At 71.9% G+C, this 15,457-nt stretch carries 14 protein-coding genes; 8 read left to right on the top strand and 6 right to left on the bottom strand.

Translation table 11 applies throughout. The features are described 5' to 3' along the window. Positions 1-74: 74 nt before the first annotated feature. From pheA to IE287_RS27755, 3 genes are all read left to right on the top strand, one after another. Positions 75-1,010, top strand: coding sequence for a prephenate dehydratase (gene pheA / locus IE287_RS27765; RefSeq protein WP_189851946.1), 936 nt, complete (start codon positions 75-77; stop codon positions 1,008-1,010). A gap of 466 nt (positions 1,011-1,476) precedes the next feature. Then, the gene (gene serS, locus IE287_RS27760; RefSeq protein ID WP_189851945.1) at positions 1,477-2,766 is read left to right on the top strand and encodes a serine--tRNA ligase; all 1,290 of its coding nucleotides are present in this window, start codon (positions 1,477-1,479) and stop codon (positions 2,764-2,766) included. Continuing rightward, on the top strand, positions 2,763-3,569 hold the full coding sequence (locus IE287_RS27755; protein ID WP_189851944.1) for an HAD family hydrolase: 807 nt from the start codon (positions 2,763-2,765) through the stop codon (positions 3,567-3,569). Before serS ends, IE287_RS27755 begins: the two co-directional genes overlap by 4 nt. Before the next feature lie 132 nt (positions 3,570-3,701). On the opposite strand, the gene IE287_RS27750 is transcribed toward IE287_RS27755, so the two are convergent. Both IE287_RS27750 and lpdA read right to left on the bottom strand, forming a co-directional pair. Continuing rightward, a complete protein-coding gene (locus IE287_RS27750; RefSeq protein WP_308436889.1) occupies positions 3,702-4,319 on the bottom strand; it encodes a rhomboid-like protein in 618 nt (205 codons plus the stop codon). A 108-nt stretch (positions 4,320-4,427) separates the two neighbouring features. Further along, complete coding sequence (lpdA, locus tag IE287_RS27745; RefSeq protein ID WP_189851942.1) at positions 4,428-5,831, bottom strand: dihydrolipoyl dehydrogenase; 1,404 nt, start codon at positions 5,829-5,831, stop codon at positions 4,428-4,430. Positions 5,832-5,988: 157 nt separating this feature from the next. Here lpdA and IE287_RS27740 point away from each other — a divergent pair, with 157 nt between their 5' ends. Both IE287_RS27740 and IE287_RS27735 read left to right on the top strand, forming a co-directional pair. Beyond that, positions 5,989-6,705: a FadR/GntR family transcriptional regulator gene (locus IE287_RS27740; protein ID WP_189851941.1), complete on the top strand. Its 717-nt coding sequence runs from the start codon at positions 5,989-5,991 to the stop codon at positions 6,703-6,705. 29 nt (positions 6,706-6,734) lie between these two features. Continuing rightward, positions 6,735-7,973: a CynX/NimT family MFS transporter gene (locus IE287_RS27735; protein WP_189851980.1), complete on the top strand. Its 1,239-nt coding sequence runs from the start codon at positions 6,735-6,737 to the stop codon at positions 7,971-7,973. Between the two features lie 15 nt (positions 7,974-7,988). Here IE287_RS27735 and IE287_RS27730 read toward each other — a convergent pair whose 3' ends face one another. From IE287_RS27730 to IE287_RS27715, 4 genes are read right to left on the bottom strand one after another with little or no spacing between them, the layout of a single operon-like run. Further along, complete coding sequence (locus IE287_RS27730) at positions 7,989-8,708, bottom strand: ABC transporter permease subunit (RefSeq protein WP_189851940.1); 720 nt, start codon at positions 8,706-8,708, stop codon at positions 7,989-7,991. Positions 8,709-8,724: 16 nt separating this feature from the next. Next, complete coding sequence (locus IE287_RS27725; protein WP_189851939.1) at positions 8,725-9,636, bottom strand: ABC transporter ATP-binding protein; 912 nt, start codon at positions 9,634-9,636, stop codon at positions 8,725-8,727. Continuing rightward, the gene (locus IE287_RS27720) at positions 9,633-10,535 is read right to left on the bottom strand and encodes an ABC transporter permease (RefSeq protein WP_189851938.1); all 903 of its coding nucleotides are present in this window, start codon (positions 10,533-10,535) and stop codon (positions 9,633-9,635) included. The genes IE287_RS27725 and IE287_RS27720 overlap by 4 nt, the downstream gene beginning before the upstream one ends. Beyond that, the gene (locus IE287_RS27715) at positions 10,532-11,497 is read right to left on the bottom strand and encodes an ABC transporter ATP-binding protein (protein WP_189851979.1); all 966 of its coding nucleotides are present in this window, start codon (positions 11,495-11,497) and stop codon (positions 10,532-10,534) included. The genes IE287_RS27720 and IE287_RS27715 overlap by 4 nt, the downstream gene beginning before the upstream one ends. A gap of 249 nt (positions 11,498-11,746) precedes the next feature. On the opposite strand from IE287_RS27715, the gene IE287_RS27710 reads away from it, so the two are divergent. The 3 genes from IE287_RS27710 (at position 11,747) to IE287_RS27700 (ending at position 15,436) form a co-directional block, all read left to right on the top strand. Next, positions 11,747-12,592 carry a M24 family metallopeptidase gene (locus IE287_RS27710; protein ID WP_189851937.1) on the top strand — a complete coding sequence of 282 codons (846 nt, stop codon included), beginning with the start codon at positions 11,747-11,749 and terminating at the stop codon, positions 12,590-12,592. Next, positions 12,592-14,391: an SDR family oxidoreductase gene (locus IE287_RS27705; RefSeq protein WP_189851936.1), complete on the top strand. Its 1,800-nt coding sequence runs from the start codon at positions 12,592-12,594 to the stop codon at positions 14,389-14,391. Before IE287_RS27710 ends, IE287_RS27705 begins: the two co-directional genes overlap by 1 nt. A gap of 121 nt (positions 14,392-14,512) precedes the next feature. After that, complete coding sequence (locus tag IE287_RS27700; RefSeq protein ID WP_373307912.1) at positions 14,513-15,436, top strand: MerR family transcriptional regulator; 924 nt, start codon at positions 14,513-14,515, stop codon at positions 15,434-15,436. Positions 15,437-15,457 lie beyond the last annotated feature (21 nt).

Below are 15,457 nucleotides of genomic sequence, written 5' to 3'. Positions count from 1 at the left end.
GTGCGGAGGGCGCGGCGCGGGTCGAGGACTGAGACGGGGCGGGCCCGGCCGCCGGGGCGCATTAGGGTGACGGTATGTCCGCCACCCGGTACACCTACCTCGGTCCCGAAGGCACGTTCACGGAGGCCGCTCTGCGGAGCCTGCCCGAGGCGGCCACGCGGGAGCTCGTCCCCATGGTCTCCGTCCCGGCCGCGCTCGACGCCGTACGGAACGGAGAGGCGGCCGCCGCGCTCGTGCCCATCGAGAACTCGGTGGAGGGCGGGGTGACGGCGACCCTCGACGAGCTGGCCTCCGGCGAGCCGCTGATGATCTACCGCGAGGTGCTGCTGCCGATCGCCTTCGCCCTGCTGGTGCGCCCCGGGACCGCGCTGTCGGACATCAAGACGGTGACGGGCCATCCGGTGGCCCAGCCGCAGGTGCGCAACTGGCTGCGCAAGCACCTCCCGGAGGCGGTGTGGGAGTCGGCCGCGTCGAACGCGGACGGGGCCCGGCTGGTGCAGGAGGGGCGGTTCGACGCGGCCTTCGCGGGTGAGTTCGCGGCGGCGACGTACGGCCTGGAGGCAGTGGTCAAGGAGATCCACGACGCGGAGAACGCGGAGACGCGGTTCGTGCTCGTGGGCCGGCCGGCGCGGCCGGCGGCGCCGACCGGCGCGGACAAGACCTCGGTGGTGCTGTGGCTGGGTGACGATCATCCGGGTGCCCTTCTGGAACTCCTCCAGGAGTTCGCGGTGCGCGGGGTGAACCTGATGCTGATCCAGTCCCGGCCGACGGGGGCGGGGATCGGGAACTACTGCTTCGCCGTGGACGCCGAGGGCCACGTCTCGGACCGGCGCGTCGGCGAGGCGCTGATGGGTCTGAAGCGGATCTGTCCGCAGGTGCGCTTCCTCGGCTCGTATCCGCGGGCGGGCGCGTCCCGCGCGGACGTGCGGCCGCTGCGGCGGGGGACCTCGGACGAGGAGTTCACGGCTGCCTCCGACTGGCTGGCGAGGGCCCAGGACGGCAGGGCCTGACCGCGATACTGGCCGAGCGGCGCGACCCGTGCGTTCGCTCGTCCACAGGCAGGCATCAATAGTCCTACCTGCATACTTTTCAGTTTCCCCAAGGAGTTATCCACAGCTTTGAACCACAAGCTGGGGACAAGTCGACTCCGGACGCCATCGGGGTCGACAAATCACCCTCTTCACCCCTCGTGCGCATGCCCTCCATCCACAGGCTCCCCCCGGCTCCACGTCAGAGGGACCTTGCGACTTTCACCCTCCAGAGGGATCGATTCCCCTCGAAATGGGTGTGTGAATAGGGTTTGATCACCCATTTCGGAGGCGGTGAAGCGGAAATCCACAGAACTCCCTCACACCCTGTGGATAACTTGGGTCCCGGTCGCCCCGGGGAAATTCCGAAGGCCCTCAATTCGGGCATACCAACACGCGCCCGCATATCCGGTGGGGTCGCGCGAGCGCACACCGGTAGCCTGGTGGGGTGATTGACCTTCGCCTGCTCCGTGAGGACCCCGACCGTGTTCGCGCCTCCCAGCGCGCCCGTGGAGAGGACGTCGGCCTCGTCGACGCCCTGCTCTCCGCCGATGAGCGGCGCAGGTCGTCCGGCGTCCGCTTCGACGAGCTCCGTTCCGAGCAGAAGGCGCTCGGCAAGCTGATCCCCAAGGCCACCCCGGAGGAGCGCGCCGAGCTCCTCCAGCGCGCCGAGCAGCTCAAGACCGACGTCAAGGCCGCCGAGGCCGAGCAGAACGAGGCCGACGAGACGGCCCGCGCGCTCCTCCTCCGGCTCGGCAACATCGTCCACCAGGACGTGCCGGTCGGCGGCGAGGAGGACTTCGTCGTCCTGGAGACGCACGGCACCATCCGCGACTTCGCGGCCGAGGGCTTCGAGCCCAAGGACCACCTGGAGCTGGGCGAGGCGCTCGGCGCCATCGACGTCGAGCGGGGCGCCAAGGTCTCCGGCTCGCGCTTCTACTACCTGACCGGCGTCGGCGCCCTCCTGGAGCTCGCCCTGGTCAACGCGGCCATCGCGCAGGCCACCGAGGCCGGCTTCATCCCGATGCTCACCCCCGCGCTGGTCCGCCCGCGCGCCATGGAGGGCACCGGCTTCCTCGGCCAGGCCGCGGAGAACGTGTACCACCTGGAGAAGGACGACTACTACCTGGTCGGCACCTCCGAGGTCCCGCTCGCCGCGTACCACATGGACGAGATCATCGACGCCGACAAGCTGCCGCTGCGGTACGCGGGCTTCTCGCCCTGCTTCCGCCGCGAGGCCGGCACGTACGGCAAGGACACCCGCGGCATCTTCCGCGTCCACCAGTTCGACAAGGTCGAGATGTTCTCGTACGTCGCGCCCGAGGACGCGGAGAACGAGCACAAGCGGCTCCTGGACTGGGAGAAGCAGTGGCTCACCTCCCTGGAACTGCCCTTCCAGGTGATCGACGTCGCCACCGGCGACCTCGGCTCCTCGGCCTCCCGCAAGTTCGACTGCGAGGCGTGGATCCCCACCCAGGGCAAGTACCGCGAGCTGACCTCGGCCTCCAACTGCGACGGCTTCCAGGCCCGCCGCCTCTCCGTCCGCATGCGCGAGGAGCAGGGCGGGAAGAAGACCGTCCAGCCGCTCGCCACGCTGAACGGCACGCTGTGCGCCGTCCCTCGCACCATCGTGGCCCTGCTGGAGAACCACCAGCTCGCCGACGGCTCGGTGCGCGTCCCGGAGGTCCTCCGGCCGTACCTGGGCGGACGCGAGGTCCTGGAGCCGATCGCCAAGTGAGCGCCTTCCCCTACCGCCTGGTCGCGACGGACCTCGACGGCACGCTGCTGCGGGCCGACGAGTCCGTCTCGGACCGCACCCGGGACGCGCTCGCCGCGGTGACGGCGGCGGGCGCCGCGCACATCGTCGTCACCGGCCGGGCCGTTCCCTGGACCCGGCACATCCTCGACGACCTCGGCTACGAGGGGATCGCGGTGTGCGGCCAGGGCGCGCAGGTCTACCACGCCGGCGAGCACCGGCTGCTGACCTCGCTGACCCTGGACCGGCAGCTCGCCGGACTCGCCCTCTCCAAGATCGAGGCGGAGGTCGGCCCGGTGGCGCTGGCCGCGAGCCGCGACGGCCTGGAGGGCGAGGTCCTGATGGGCCCCGGCTACCGCGCCCAAGAGGGTCCGCTGCCGTACGTGCCGTACGAGGACCCGGCCGAGCTGTGGGCGGCGCCGCTCACCAAGCTCTACCTCCAGCACCCGGTGCTGAGCGACGACCAGCTGACCGCCGTCGCCCGCGCCACCGTGGGCGGGCTGGTCGACGTGGTCATGGCCGGTCCGGGGATCGTGGAGATCCTGCCGCTCGGTCTCAGCAAGGCCACCGGTCTCTCGCTGGCGGCGCGCCGGCTCGGCGTGAAGGCGGCGGACACCATCGCCTTCGGCGACATGCCCAACGACATCCCGATGTTCGGCTGGGCCGCGCACGGCGTCGCGATGGGCAACGCCCACGAGGAGCTGCGGGCGGTCGCGGACGAGGTGACCGCCTCCAACGAGGAGGACGGCATCGCCGTCGTCCTGGAGCGCCTGCTGGCCTCCTGATCCTTCGGAAAGTCCGTGCGAAGGCCCGCTCCCCCGAGGGAGCGGGCCTTCGTCGGTCGCGGCCCGCGCGGACCCGGGTCCGCGCGCTCGAAGCGGCCGCCGCCGGGGGATCCCCCGTGTCCCCCCGCACAACTAGTGTGCGCCGGGGCGCCGTTCGGGGGCGAACGGTTTTCCGTGCGCGGGACGCCGGGTGAGCGGGTAGCAGGCCAGGCCGATCGCCAGCGAGATCGCGTGCCCGAGGTCGGTGTACGTGCGGTCCGAGAGCAGCGGCACGAGGAAGAAGGCCACCACCGCGGCGAGGTAGAGCCACCGCCAGGGCCGGGCCAGCCGGTAGGTCAGGATCCCGGCGGAGGCGGCGAGGCCGTAGCTGACGCCGATGTCGACGACGTGCGCCATGCTGCGCGGCACGTCGTGGTCGCGGATCGCGAGGAGGACGGCCTGCTGGCTGACGAGGGTCGCGGCGATGTGCGCGGTGGCAACGGTGAACAGCCACCTGCCCGTCCCCAGCCAGCGCTCCACGGGCGCGTGCAGGACCTCGAAGAGCACCGCGTACAGCGGCAGGGACGCCGGGTTCTCGATCCAGAAGGCGCTGCCGAGCAGCGCGCGGACCGGGTGGTGGGCGAGCTGGTGGAGATTGCTGCTGTTCCGGTGGAGGAAGTACGCGTCCAGCCCGGCGGGGGACAGCGCGAGGGTGACGCTGGTGATCGCGACGACCGCGAGCCAGAGATGGGTACCGGGTGACGAACGCACCCACGACCTGATCGGTCGGGACGGTTCGCCACCCGGGAAGGTTTCGCTCGGCACTTCTCAGTGCCTATCACCTGGGACCAGGGGAAACCCATGAGGCCAGGCGGGACCTCAGAAGTTGATCATGTGGCCGGCGATGCCGTGGATCGCTTCCTTGACGGCCTCGCCCAGGGTCGGGTGGGCGTGGACGTTCCGCGCGACCTCGTGGACGGTGAGGTCCCACTGCTGGGCCAGGGTCAGCTCGGGCAGCAGCTCGGTGACGTCCGGACCGATCAGGTGGGCGCCGATGATCTCGCCGTACTTCGCGTCGGCGACGATCTTGACGAAGCCGGTGGAGTCGCCGAGGCCGTGCGCCTTGCCGTTCGCCATGAAGGGGAACTTGGCGACCTTGACGTCGTAGCCCTTCTCGCGGGCCTGCGCCTCGGTGTAGCCGAAGCTCGCGATCTGCGGCTGGCAGTAGGTGGCGCGCGGGATCATGGCGTAGTCGAGCTCCATGGTCTCGGCGTCCGCGAGGGTCTCGGCGGCGATGACGCCCATGGCCTCGGCGGTGTGCGCGAGCATCAGCTTCGCGGTGACGTCGCCGATGGCGTAGATGTTCGGCACCGAGGTGCGGCAGCGGCCGTCGACGTCGATCGCGCCGCGCTCGGTGAGGGCGACACCGGTGTTCTCCAGGCCGTAGCCGGAGACGTTCGGGGCGAAGCCGATGGCCTGGAGGACCTTGTCGGCCTCCAGGACCTTGCTCGCGCCGTCCTTGCCGGTGACGGTGACGCGGACCTGCGGGCCGGACTCGTCGATGGCCTCGACGCGGGTCGAGGTGAGGACGTCGATGCCGAGCTTGCGGTACTGCTTCGCCAGCTCCTTCGAGACCTCCTCGTCCTCCAGCGGCGCCATGCGGTCGAGGAACTCGACGATGGTGACCTTGGTGCCGTAGTTGTTCAGCACGTACGCGAACTCGATGCCGATGGCGCCGGCGCCGGCGATGACGATCGACTTCGGGGCGTTGTCGGCGAGGATCTGCTGCTCGTACGAGACGACGCGGTCGCTGAGGGCGGTGCCGGGGAGCAGGCGCGGGGTGGCACCGGTGGCGATGATGCAGTTGTCGAAGGTGATCGTCTGCGTCGTGCCGTCGGCCTTCGCCACCTGCAGGGTGTGGGCGTCGAGGAAGGTGCCACGGCCGTCGAACTCCGTGATCCCGTTCTTCTTCATCAGGAAGTGGACGCCCTTGACGCGCCCGTCGGCGACCGCGCGGCTGCGGCTGAAGGCGTCGCCGTAGTCGAAGGTCACCGTGCCGTCGACCTTGATGCCGAAGGTCTTGGCCTCGTGGTGGAAGATGTGCGCCAGTTCGGCGTTGCGGAGCAGCGCCTTCGTGGGGATGCAGCCGACGTTCAGGCAGACACCGCCCCAGTACTTCTCCTCGACGACCGCGACCCGCTTGCCCAGCTGGGCGGCGCGGATGGCGGCGACGTAGCCGCCGGGGCCAGCTCCGAGTACGACGACGTCGAAGCGGTCTGACATGACTGACTCCCGAAGGTGATGAGGGTGTTCGGTGCACGTACGAGCCCACAGTAGTCCGGTCGCCGGGCGGCACCCCGGCGAAGCGGTCACACGTGTGGATGAGTTGTAGGATGACTGGGCAACCGGGCGAATCACACGGTACGGAGGTACGGAGCGGATGGCGGCACTGAGAGCGGCGGGGCGCACCTCGCTGGTGGACTCCGCGGTCGAGCAGCTGCGGGCACAGCTCACCGAGGGCGCGTGGTCCGTCGGCGACCGCATCCCGACCGAGCACGAGCTCGCCCAGCAGCTCGGCGTCGGCCGCAACACCGTCCGCGAGGCGATCCGGGTCCTCGTCCACGCCGGGCTCCTGGAGTCCCGGCAGGGCAACGGCACCTTCGTCCGCTCCACCGCCGACCCGGCCGCCGTCCTGCGCGGGGTCCGGCACGCGGGCGCGCGCGACGTCCTGGAGCTGCGGACCGCCCTGGAGGCCGAGGCGGCCCGGCTCGCGGCGGAGCGCCGCGACACCCACGACCTGCTGCGGCTGCGGGCCGCCCTGACCACGCTGCGCGAGGAGGGCGACCGGGACGCCGACGCGGACCTCGCCTTCCACCTCGCGGTGGTGGCCGCCACCCACAACACCGCCTTCATCGAGGTCTACCGCTTCTTCTCGACGCAGGTCCACGAGGTCCTGGTCGAGGCGCTCGGCGACCGCGCGATGCCGCCCGTCGACATCGACGCCCACGAGGCCCTGGTCGCCGCCGTCGAGGCGGGCGACGCGGACGCCGCCGAGCGCCAGGCCCGCGAGCTGCTGCGGGTGCCGGCGCGGACGGTGGCGGCGCTCGCGGAGGAGTCGGCCGCGGCCGCCGGAGCGGAGCCGGGGGCACGCACGTGAGGGGGACGGAGACGGGCCCCGCGCGCGTGCTGGTCGACGCCGAGGCCGACGTACGGCCCTCGGCCGCCGGGACCGCCGCGCGGCGGGCGCTGCTCGCCCGCCCGGCACTGCTGCTCGTCGGGATCGTGCTCGCCTCGCTCAACATGCGGGTCGCGCTGGCGAGCGTGGCGCCGCTGGTCGGCGAGATGACCGAGGCCTTCGGCCTCTCCTCGACCGCCGGCTCGCTCATCACCTCGATCCCGGTGCTCTTCCTGGGCCTCGGCGCGCTGGTCGCGCCCTGGCTGGGCCGCCGCTTCGGCGCCGAGCGGACCGTCCTCGCGGCGCTCCTGCTCCTCGCCGCCGGCATCCTGGTGCGGCTGCTGCCCTCGGTGGCGGCGCTCTACGGCGGCGGGGTCCTCGTCGGCACCGCCATCGCCCTGCTCAACGTGCTGATGCCGGGCCTCATCAAGCGGGACTTCCCGGACCGGGCCGCGACCATGACCTCCGTCTACACGGGCGCGATGGTCGCGGGCGCCACGGTCGCCGCCGCGGCGGCCGTGCCCCTGGAGGAGGCGCTCGGCGGCGGCTGGCAGGGTTCGCTCGGCTTCTGGTCGCTGCTCGCCGCGGTGGCGGCGGTGGCCTGGCTGCCGCAGGTGCTGATCGCCCGGGGCCGCACCGGGCACGAGGTGCGGGCCGTCCCGGCCGCCGGGACCGCGCCCACGCGCGTGTGGCGCTCGGCGCTCGCCTGGCAGGTGACCCTCTTCATGGGGCTGCAGTCGCTGTGGTCGTACGTGCTGATCGCCTGGATGCCGACGATCTTCACCGACCACGGGATGAGCCGCTCCGAGGCCGGCGTGGTCTTCGCCTTCAACAACCTGATCCAGGTCGCCGGGGCCTTCGCGGTGCCGCTGCTCGCCGGCCGCAGGCGCAGCCAGCGGCCGCTGGTGGTGCTGGTGACGACGCTGGTCGCGGCCGGCTACGCGGGACTGCTCGTCGCGCCGGCCGAGGGCGCCTGGCTCTGGTCGGCGGTGCTGGGCATCGGCCAGGGCGGCGCCCTGGGGCTCGCCCTGACGCTGATCGTGCTGCGGACCGGGGACGCCCCGACGGCCGCCCGGCTCTCCGGGATGGCCCAGACGGTCGGCTATCTGATGGCCGCCGCCGGGCCGCTGACGGCCGGTGCCCTGCACCAGGCGACCGGCTCCTGGACGCTGCCGATCTCGCTGGTCCTCGTCGTCTGCGCGGCGGCCGCGGGCGTCGGCCTGCTCGCCGCCCGCGACCGTACCGTCTGACGCTCCGCCCGGGGCCTACTCCTCGCCGGCCAGGGTCAGGGTGCGCAGCTTGCGGCCGGCGAACCAGGTGGCGCCCAGGGTGACGGCGACCAGGAGCACCACCGCCGTCGGCAGGGCCACGTCCGAGCTGATGAGCGCCTCGCCGGTGACCTTTTCGGCCAGGGCGAGCGCCCACTGCTGGACGCTGAGGGTGCGGGCGCCGGCGATGAGGGAGCCGAAGAGGGCCTCCCAGACCAGGGCGTAGACCAGGCCGATCACCACGGCGTGCCGGCTGACCGTGCCGAGCAGCAGGAAGAGCGCGCTGTAGGCGATGGAGGCGACCAGCGCGGCGACCGTGTAGGCGACGGCGACCTGCTGCCCGTTCCCGTTCAGGATGAACCCGGCGATCAGCGTGGGCACGGCCGAGAAGGCCATGGTCACGCCGATGGCCACGATCAGCTTGGTGGTGATGATCGTCGAGCGCTTCACCGGCTTGGACAGCAGGTAGACGATCGAGCCGTCGTCGATCTCCGGGCCGATCGCGCCCGTGCCGGCGATGACGCCGATCAGCGGCACCATCGTGGCGAGCCCGAAGCCGCCGAGGAGGTCCGCCGCGACCTGGTCGTCCGCGCCGTTGATGGCGCGGACGGCCGCGGAGATGATCAGGAGCAGGCCGGGCAGCAGGAAGAGGATCGCCGCCCGGCGGCGGCCGAGAAGGGCCCGGTAGGTGAGCCGGGCGACGGTGGGGTCGTACATCGGGGTCGTGCTCCTTTCAGGCCGCGACGAGATACGAGAAGACGGATTCGAGGGACTCGTCGGAGGGCGAGACCGTCAGCAGCCGGATGCCCCGCTCGCGCGCGACCTTCGGCAGCAGCTCGGTGAAGCGCCCGAAGTCGACGGCCTGGATCCGCAGTCCGCCGTCCGTCGCGTCGACCTCGATGCCGGCCGTCGACGGGTCGGCGATCAGCGCGGCGGCGAGCGCCCGGTCGTCGCTGGAGCGGACCAGGTAGCGGTGCGGCCGGTCGGTCATCAGGCGGCGGATCCGGCGGAAGTCGCCGGAGGCGGCGTGCCGGCCGGCGACGATCACCTCGATGTGGGAGGCGAGCTGCTCGACCTCCTCCAGGATGTGCGAGGAGAAGAGGACCGTGCGGCCCTCGGCGCCCATCCGCCGCAGCAGTTCCATGAGCTGCATCCGCTGGCGCGGGTCCATGCCGTTGAACGGCTCGTCGAGCAGGAGCACCGACGGCTCGTGGACGAGGGCCGAGGCCATCTTGACCCGCTGCCGCATGCCCTTGCTGTACGTGGAGATCTTCCGGTCCTGCGCGTACTCCATCTCCACGGTGGCGAGGGCCCGCTGGGCCTCCGCGGCACCGAGTCCCTGGAGCTCCGCGTTGGCCACCACGAACTCGCGGCCGGTGAGGAAGTCGTACATCGACTCCCGCTCGGGGACGACGCCGATGGAGCGGTAGACCGACTCGTTGCGCCAGACCGGCTCGCCGTCGAGGGTCACCTTGCCCGTGGAGGGGTCGAGGAAGCCGCCCATCATGTTGATGAGGGTGGACTTGCCGGCTCCGTTGGGGCCGAGGAGGCCGGTGACGCCGGGGCCGATCGACATCGTGACGTCGTTGACCGCCACGACGTTCCCGAACCAGCGGGAGACGTGGTCGATGGTGAGGGTGCTCACAGTCCGACCTTCCGGTAGCGGGCCATCAGGATGCCGTAGCAGGCGGCCACGAGGCCGAGGACGGCCACCAGGTAGACCACGCCGGCTCCGGTCCCGACCGAGATCTCGCCGGGGAAGGAGGCGGGGGCGCCGAGGAAGGCGTTCTGCAGGCCGATGACGAGGGTGAGGGGGGAGAAGAGGCCGAGCCAGGCGATGGCGTCGGTGTTCTCGGTGGCGTAGGAGATGCCCTGGAGGGTGGAGACCGCGCCGTACGAGATGGTGAGGACGGCGATCACGGCGGCGACGCCGAAGCCGCGGCGCGGGGTGAGCGCGGCCATGACCAGGCCGACGCCGCCGAAGAGCACCGACAGGACCGCGACGGAGACGAGGCCCTGGCCGAACAGCTTGGCCTGCTCGGCGAAGTCCATCTTGGCCAGCATCGAGCCGATCCACAGGATCAGCAGCGGGGTGGCGGTGAGGACGAAGAGCGCCGAGGCCATCGCCCCGTACTTGGCGAGCACGTAGTCGACCCGCTCGATGGGGCGGGAGAAGTACAGCGGGACCGTCCGGAACCTCAGGTCGCGGGAGACCGACTGGGGGGCCTGGGAGGCCAGGAAGACGGCGATGACGAGCTGGAGGAGGACCGCGTACTGGGTGTACTCCACGAAGAGCTTGTCGGCCTTGGTGTACACCGCGATCGCGACGATGATCAGCGCCGGGACGCACATCACCGCGAAGAGCAGCATCGGCAGCACCTTCGACTTGGCGCTCCGGCCCAGGCCGTACGCCCCGCGCAGCGACTGCAGGAAGAGCGAGCGGCGGGCGTAGGAGCGGCCGAGCCGCGGACCGTCGTAGGACCGGTATCCGATGTTGTGGATCCGGGTGGTGTCGGGGGCGGCCCCGGGGGCGGGGGTGCTCATCGGGCCTTGACCTCCTCGTGCTGCGCGGCGGCCTCGGGGCGGAAGACCTCGGCGATGTGGTGGCGGCGCTGCTCCATGCGGACCAGGCCGAGGCCGAGGCCGGCGACGGTGTCGCGCACCAGGTCGTACGTCTCCTCGCCGGGGGCCTCCAGGAGCAGGATGTGCCCGGCTCCGGGCAGCCCCTCCTCGACGCCCTCGTGGAGGGTGACGCCGGCGGCGGCGAGGGCGGCGCGGAGCGCGCCGGTGCCGTCCGGGTGGGTGTCGGAATCGGTGACCTCGACCGCCAGGGTCGTGGTGGTGCGGGTGAAGTCGCTGGTGGAGCTGGACCGCAGCAGCTTGCCGCCGTCGATGACGACGACGTGGTCGCAGGTCCGCTCCAGCTCGCCGAGGAGGTGCGAGGTCACGAGCACGGAGATGCCGAAGTCGGTCCAGACGCGGCGGATGAGGCCGAGCATCTCGTCGCGGCCGACCGGGTCGAGGCCGTTGGTCGGCTCGTCGAGGAGGACCAGCCTGGGGTCGTGGACCAGGGCCTGGGCCAGCTTCACCCGCTGCTTCATGCCGGTCGAGTAGCCGCCGATGGGGCGGTAGCGCTCCTCGTACAGGCCGACGTGGCGCAGGGTGTCGGCCGTCCGCTCGCGGGCGGCGGCCGGCGGCAGGCCGGACATCCGCGCCATGTGGACGACGAACTCGGTGGCCGAGACGTCCGGCGGGAGGCAGTCGTGCTCGGGCATGTACCCGACGCGCTCGCGGATCTCGGGTCCGTGCTTCGAGACGTCGAGGCCCAGGACCTCGGCGCGGCCCTCCGTGGCGGGGGAGAGTCCGAGCAGGATCTTGATCATCGTGGACTTGCCGGCTCCGTTGGCACCCACCAGTCCGGTCACACCGGGCCCGATGTCCAGGGAGAGCCGGTCGAGAGCGGTCACCCGGGGGAACCGCTTGCTGAGGCTTTCGGTGGCGATCACAGTCACGTCTCGAAGGTAGTGGCCGACCCCACAGGGGTCGTCAGCCCTACGGATCGATCCCTCTCCGACTTCCGGCGTACGGACCCCGAGGACGGTCGCGACGAAAGTCGGCGGGTCGCCGGGGGCCGGAGTTTTCCACAGGGGCTCGTGCACACCCCTTGACGTAGCCTCCGGGCATTGTCACATTCATCGGTGTCAAGTTACGGACGCGTAGTGCGACCGGACGCTCACACCGGACGGGCGGGTGGCATGACCTCAGCAGTGGCAAGCGAACTGACCGCGGACCTGCGGGGGTTCAGGGAAGTGCAGCGGCTCTCCTACGCCTGCGCGGAAGCGGTCGCGGCCCAGCTCAAGCCGGGCGTGACCGAGCGCGAGGCGGCGCGGATGCAGCGCGAGTGGCTGTACGAGCGGGGCGTGAAGGACTGGTTCCACCGCCCCTTCGCCTGGTTCGGGGACCGCACCGCCTTCGTCGACTTCAGGATCCCGCTGCAGTTCTTCCCCACCGACCGGCGGCTGGAGGCGGGGATGCCCTTCATCCTCGACATGGCCCCCGTCCACAAGGGGTACACGGCGGACATCGGCTACAGCGGCTGCCTCGGGCTCAATCCTCTGCACGACAAGCTGCTCGCCGATCTGCGCGACCACCGCGAGCTGATCCTGCGCGAGGTGCGCGAGCGGCGCAGCCTGCGCGAGATCTACGAGGACGTGGACCGGCTCATGGTCCGCCAGGGGTACGCCAACCGGCACCGGGCGTATCCGTTCGGCGTGATCGCCCACAAGATCGACCGGGTGAGGGAGCGGCGGTTCGCGCCGACCCTGTTCGGCTTCGGCACCCGGTCCCTCAAGGGCCTGCTGAGCGACGCCCTGCACGGGCACCGGGACGGCTGGTCGCCGCTCTGGTCCCCGTACAAGTTCTCCGACCACCCGCCCACTCCGGGCCTCTGGGCGGTCGAGCCGCACCTCGGATTCCGGGGGACGGGCGCGAAGTTCGAGGAGATCCTGGTCGTCACCGACTCCAGGGACCCCGAGCAGAGCGCGTTCTGGCTGGACGACGACCTGCCGCACGTGCGGCGGTGGAACGAAGGAGCGGTGTGATGGCGGGCGCGGGACTCAAGGGGGCGCGGGAGCGCCGGGTCCGGACGGGCGGGATCGAGCTGTGCGTCGCCGAGCTCGGCGACGCCGACCGGCCGACGGTACTGCTCGTGCACGGCTACCCGGACTCGAAGGAGGTCTGGTCGGAGGTCGCGGTGCGGCTCGCCGAGGAGTTCCACGTCGTCCTGTACGACGTGCGCGGCCACGGGCGCTCGACGGCGCCGGCGCCGCTGCGGGGCGGCTTCACCCTGGAGAAGCTGACCGACGACTTCCTGGCCGTCGCCGACGCGGTCAGCCCGGACCGGCCGGTCCACCTCGTCGGGCACGACTGGGGCTCGGTGCAGTCCTGGGAGTTCGTGACCGTGCCGCGCACCGAGGGCCGGATCGCCTCCTTCACCTCCCTGTCGGGTCCGTCCCTCGACCACTTCGGGCACTGGATCAAGAGCCGGATGGCCCGCCCCACCCCGCGCCGGATCGGGCAGCTCCTCGGACAGGGCGCCAAGTCCTGGTACGTCTACCTGCTGCAGACCCCGGTCCTGCCGGAGCTGGCCTGGCGGGGCCCGCTCGGCAAGCGCTGGCCGAAGCTCCTGGAGCGGGTGGAGAAGGTGCCGGCCGGCGACTACCCGACGCCCTCGCTGCCGCAGGACGCGGCCACCGGCGCCTGGCTCTACCGGGACAACGTCCGGGCGCGCCTCTCCCGGCCGCGCCCCGACGCCTTCGCGCACGTGCCGGTGCAGCTGATCACCCCGACCGGGGACGCCTTCCTCTCCGAGCGGCTCTACGACGACCTCGGCACCTGGGTGCCGGAGCTGACCCGGCGGACCCTGCCGGCCAAGCACTGGGTGCCGCGCACCCGCCCCGACCAGCTGTCCGCGTGGATCGGGGACTTCGTCCGCACCCACGAGGAGCCGGCGACGCGGGCGCCGCGGCCGGTGGCGGAGGCGGCGGTACGCAGCGGGGTGCGGCCGGAGTACGCGGAGCGGTTCGGCGGGCAGCTGGTGCTCGTCACCGGTGCCGCCAGCGGCATCGGGCGGGCCACCGCCTTCGCCTTCGCGGAGGCCGGGGCCCGGGTGGTCGCGGTGGACCGGGACGCCGAGGGCGCGGCCCGGACGGCGGAGATGGCCCGGCTGATCGGCGCCCCGGAGGCCTGGGGCGAGGCGGTGGACGTCTCCGACGAGCAGGCCATGGAGAAGCTGGCCGCCACGGTGGCCGCCGAGTACGGGATCGTGGACGTCCTCGTCAACAACGCGGGCATCGGGCTCACCGGCTCCTTCCTGGAGACCACCAGCGAGGAGTGGAAGCGGGTCCTGGACGTCAACCTGTGGGGCGTGATCCACGGCTGCCGGATATTCGGGGCCCAGATGGCGGCCCGCGGCCAGGGCGGCCACATCGTCAACACCGCCTCGGCGGCGGCCTTCCAGCCCTCGCGGGCGCTGCCGGCGTACAGCACCTCGAAGGCGGCGGTGCTCATGCTGAGCGAGTGCCTGCGGGCCGAACTGGCCGGGCGGTCCATCGGGGTGAGCGCGATCTGCCCCGGGATCGTGAACACCAACATCACGGCGACCACCCGCTTCGCCGGCGTCTCGGACACGGCGGAGGAGAAGCGGCGGCAGCGGAAGGCCTCGCGCCTCTACGGCCTGCGGAACTACCCGCCGGAGAAGGTCGCGGACGCGATCCTGGGGGCGGTGCTGCACGACCGCGCGGTCGTGCCGGTGACCCCGGAGGCCCGGGGCGTCCACGCCCTCTCCCGGCTGGCTCCGGGCGCCCTGCGCGCCCTGGCCCGGTGGCAGCCGCCGGCGTAGCGGCAGGGCCGTCCGCCCGGGGGCCGGACCGGGCGGGCGGTCGTACGATCCCTCGCAGGAGGGGCCCCTCGCGGGGTGGAGCGATCGGTCGGTGGGAGCGGGTTTGTCCGAGCAGTCAGCAGTGCGACCGGAGTACCGGATCGAGGATCTCGCCCATCACAGCGGGGCCACGGTGCGGACGATCCGCGCCTATCAGGACCGGGGCCTGCTGCCCCGCCCGGAGCGGCGCGGCAGGTCGAACGTGTACGGGGACAGCCATCTGGCCCGGCTGCGGCAGATCGCGGACCTGCTGGACCGGGGCTACACGCTGGCCTCGATCAAGGAGCTCCTCGACGCGTGGGACACCGGGCGCGGGCTCGGCGGGGTGCTGGGGCTCGTCGCGGAGGTCCAGGGGCCGTGGACGGACGAGGAGGCGGCGCGGATCACCCGCGCGGAGCTCGACGCCCGCTTCGGCGGCACCCCGGACGAGGAGGCCGTCCGGGAGGCGGTCGAGCTGGGCGTCCTGGAGCGGATACCGGGCCGGGACAGCGAGGAGTACCTGGTGCCGAGCCCCCAGGAGCTGGCGGTGGCGGTGGAGTTGCACGCGGCGGGCGTGCCGCTGGCCGCGATCACCGGTCACCTGAGGGAACTTCGGGAACAGGTCGAGCACATCGCGGGCCGGTTCCTGGAGTTCACCACCGAGCACGTCTTCGCCCGCTATCTGGAGAACCGTCCGCCGACGGACTCCGACGCGGCCGAGGCGGCGACGATGGTGCGGCGGCTCCGGCCGCTCGCCCAGCAGACCGTGGACGCCGAACTGGCACGCGCCATGAGGATCCTGGCGACCCGTCACCTCCAGATCCACCTCTCGCCCGAGGCGCCTCCCGTAAGGGACGACGAGCCGCGCCCCGTGCAGGTGCCGACCGACACGATCAGGGCCGTACAGAGGCTCGTCGGGCCGGAGGCCGTCGCGGCCTTCGTGACGGCGGCCACCGAACGCGAGATCAACAAAAGGACATTGGACGCATTGACGCTAAATGCCCTTAATTCCCCCACGGTTCACTAAACCATTTGATTTCCCAGGCGA

Source organism: Streptomyces omiyaensis (genome assembly GCF_014650895.1).
Taxonomy (GTDB): domain Bacteria; phylum Actinomycetota; class Actinomycetes; order Streptomycetales; family Streptomycetaceae; genus Streptomyces; species Streptomyces omiyaensis.
The sequence above is the reverse complement of the archived record's forward strand: the minus strand, read 5'-3'. Positions and strand labels throughout refer to the sequence as shown.

What these genes read in the sequence shown, in the direction of transcription:
- IE287_RS27710 (WP_189851937.1), top strand. Translation starts at nt 11,747, where the DNA reads ATGACCTCAGCAGTGGCAAGCGAACTGACCGCGGACCTGCGGGGGTTC.
- IE287_RS27730 (WP_189851940.1), bottom strand. Translation starts at nt 8,708, where the DNA reads ATGTACGACCCCACCGTCGCCCGGCTCACCTACCGGGCCCTTCTCGGC.
- IE287_RS27720 (WP_189851938.1), bottom strand. Translation starts at nt 10,535, where the DNA reads ATGAGCACCCCCGCCCCCGGGGCCGCCCCCGACACCACCCGGATCCAC.
- lpdA (WP_189851942.1), bottom strand. Translation starts at nt 5,831, where the DNA reads ATGTCAGACCGCTTCGACGTCGTCGTACTCGGAGCTGGCCCCGGCGGC.
- pheA (WP_189851946.1), top strand. Translation starts at nt 75, where the DNA reads ATGTCCGCCACCCGGTACACCTACCTCGGTCCCGAAGGCACGTTCACG.
- IE287_RS27740 (WP_189851941.1), top strand. Translation starts at nt 5,989, where the DNA reads ATGGCGGCACTGAGAGCGGCGGGGCGCACCTCGCTGGTGGACTCCGCG.
- IE287_RS27705 (WP_189851936.1), top strand. Translation starts at nt 12,592, where the DNA reads ATGGCGGGCGCGGGACTCAAGGGGGCGCGGGAGCGCCGGGTCCGGACG.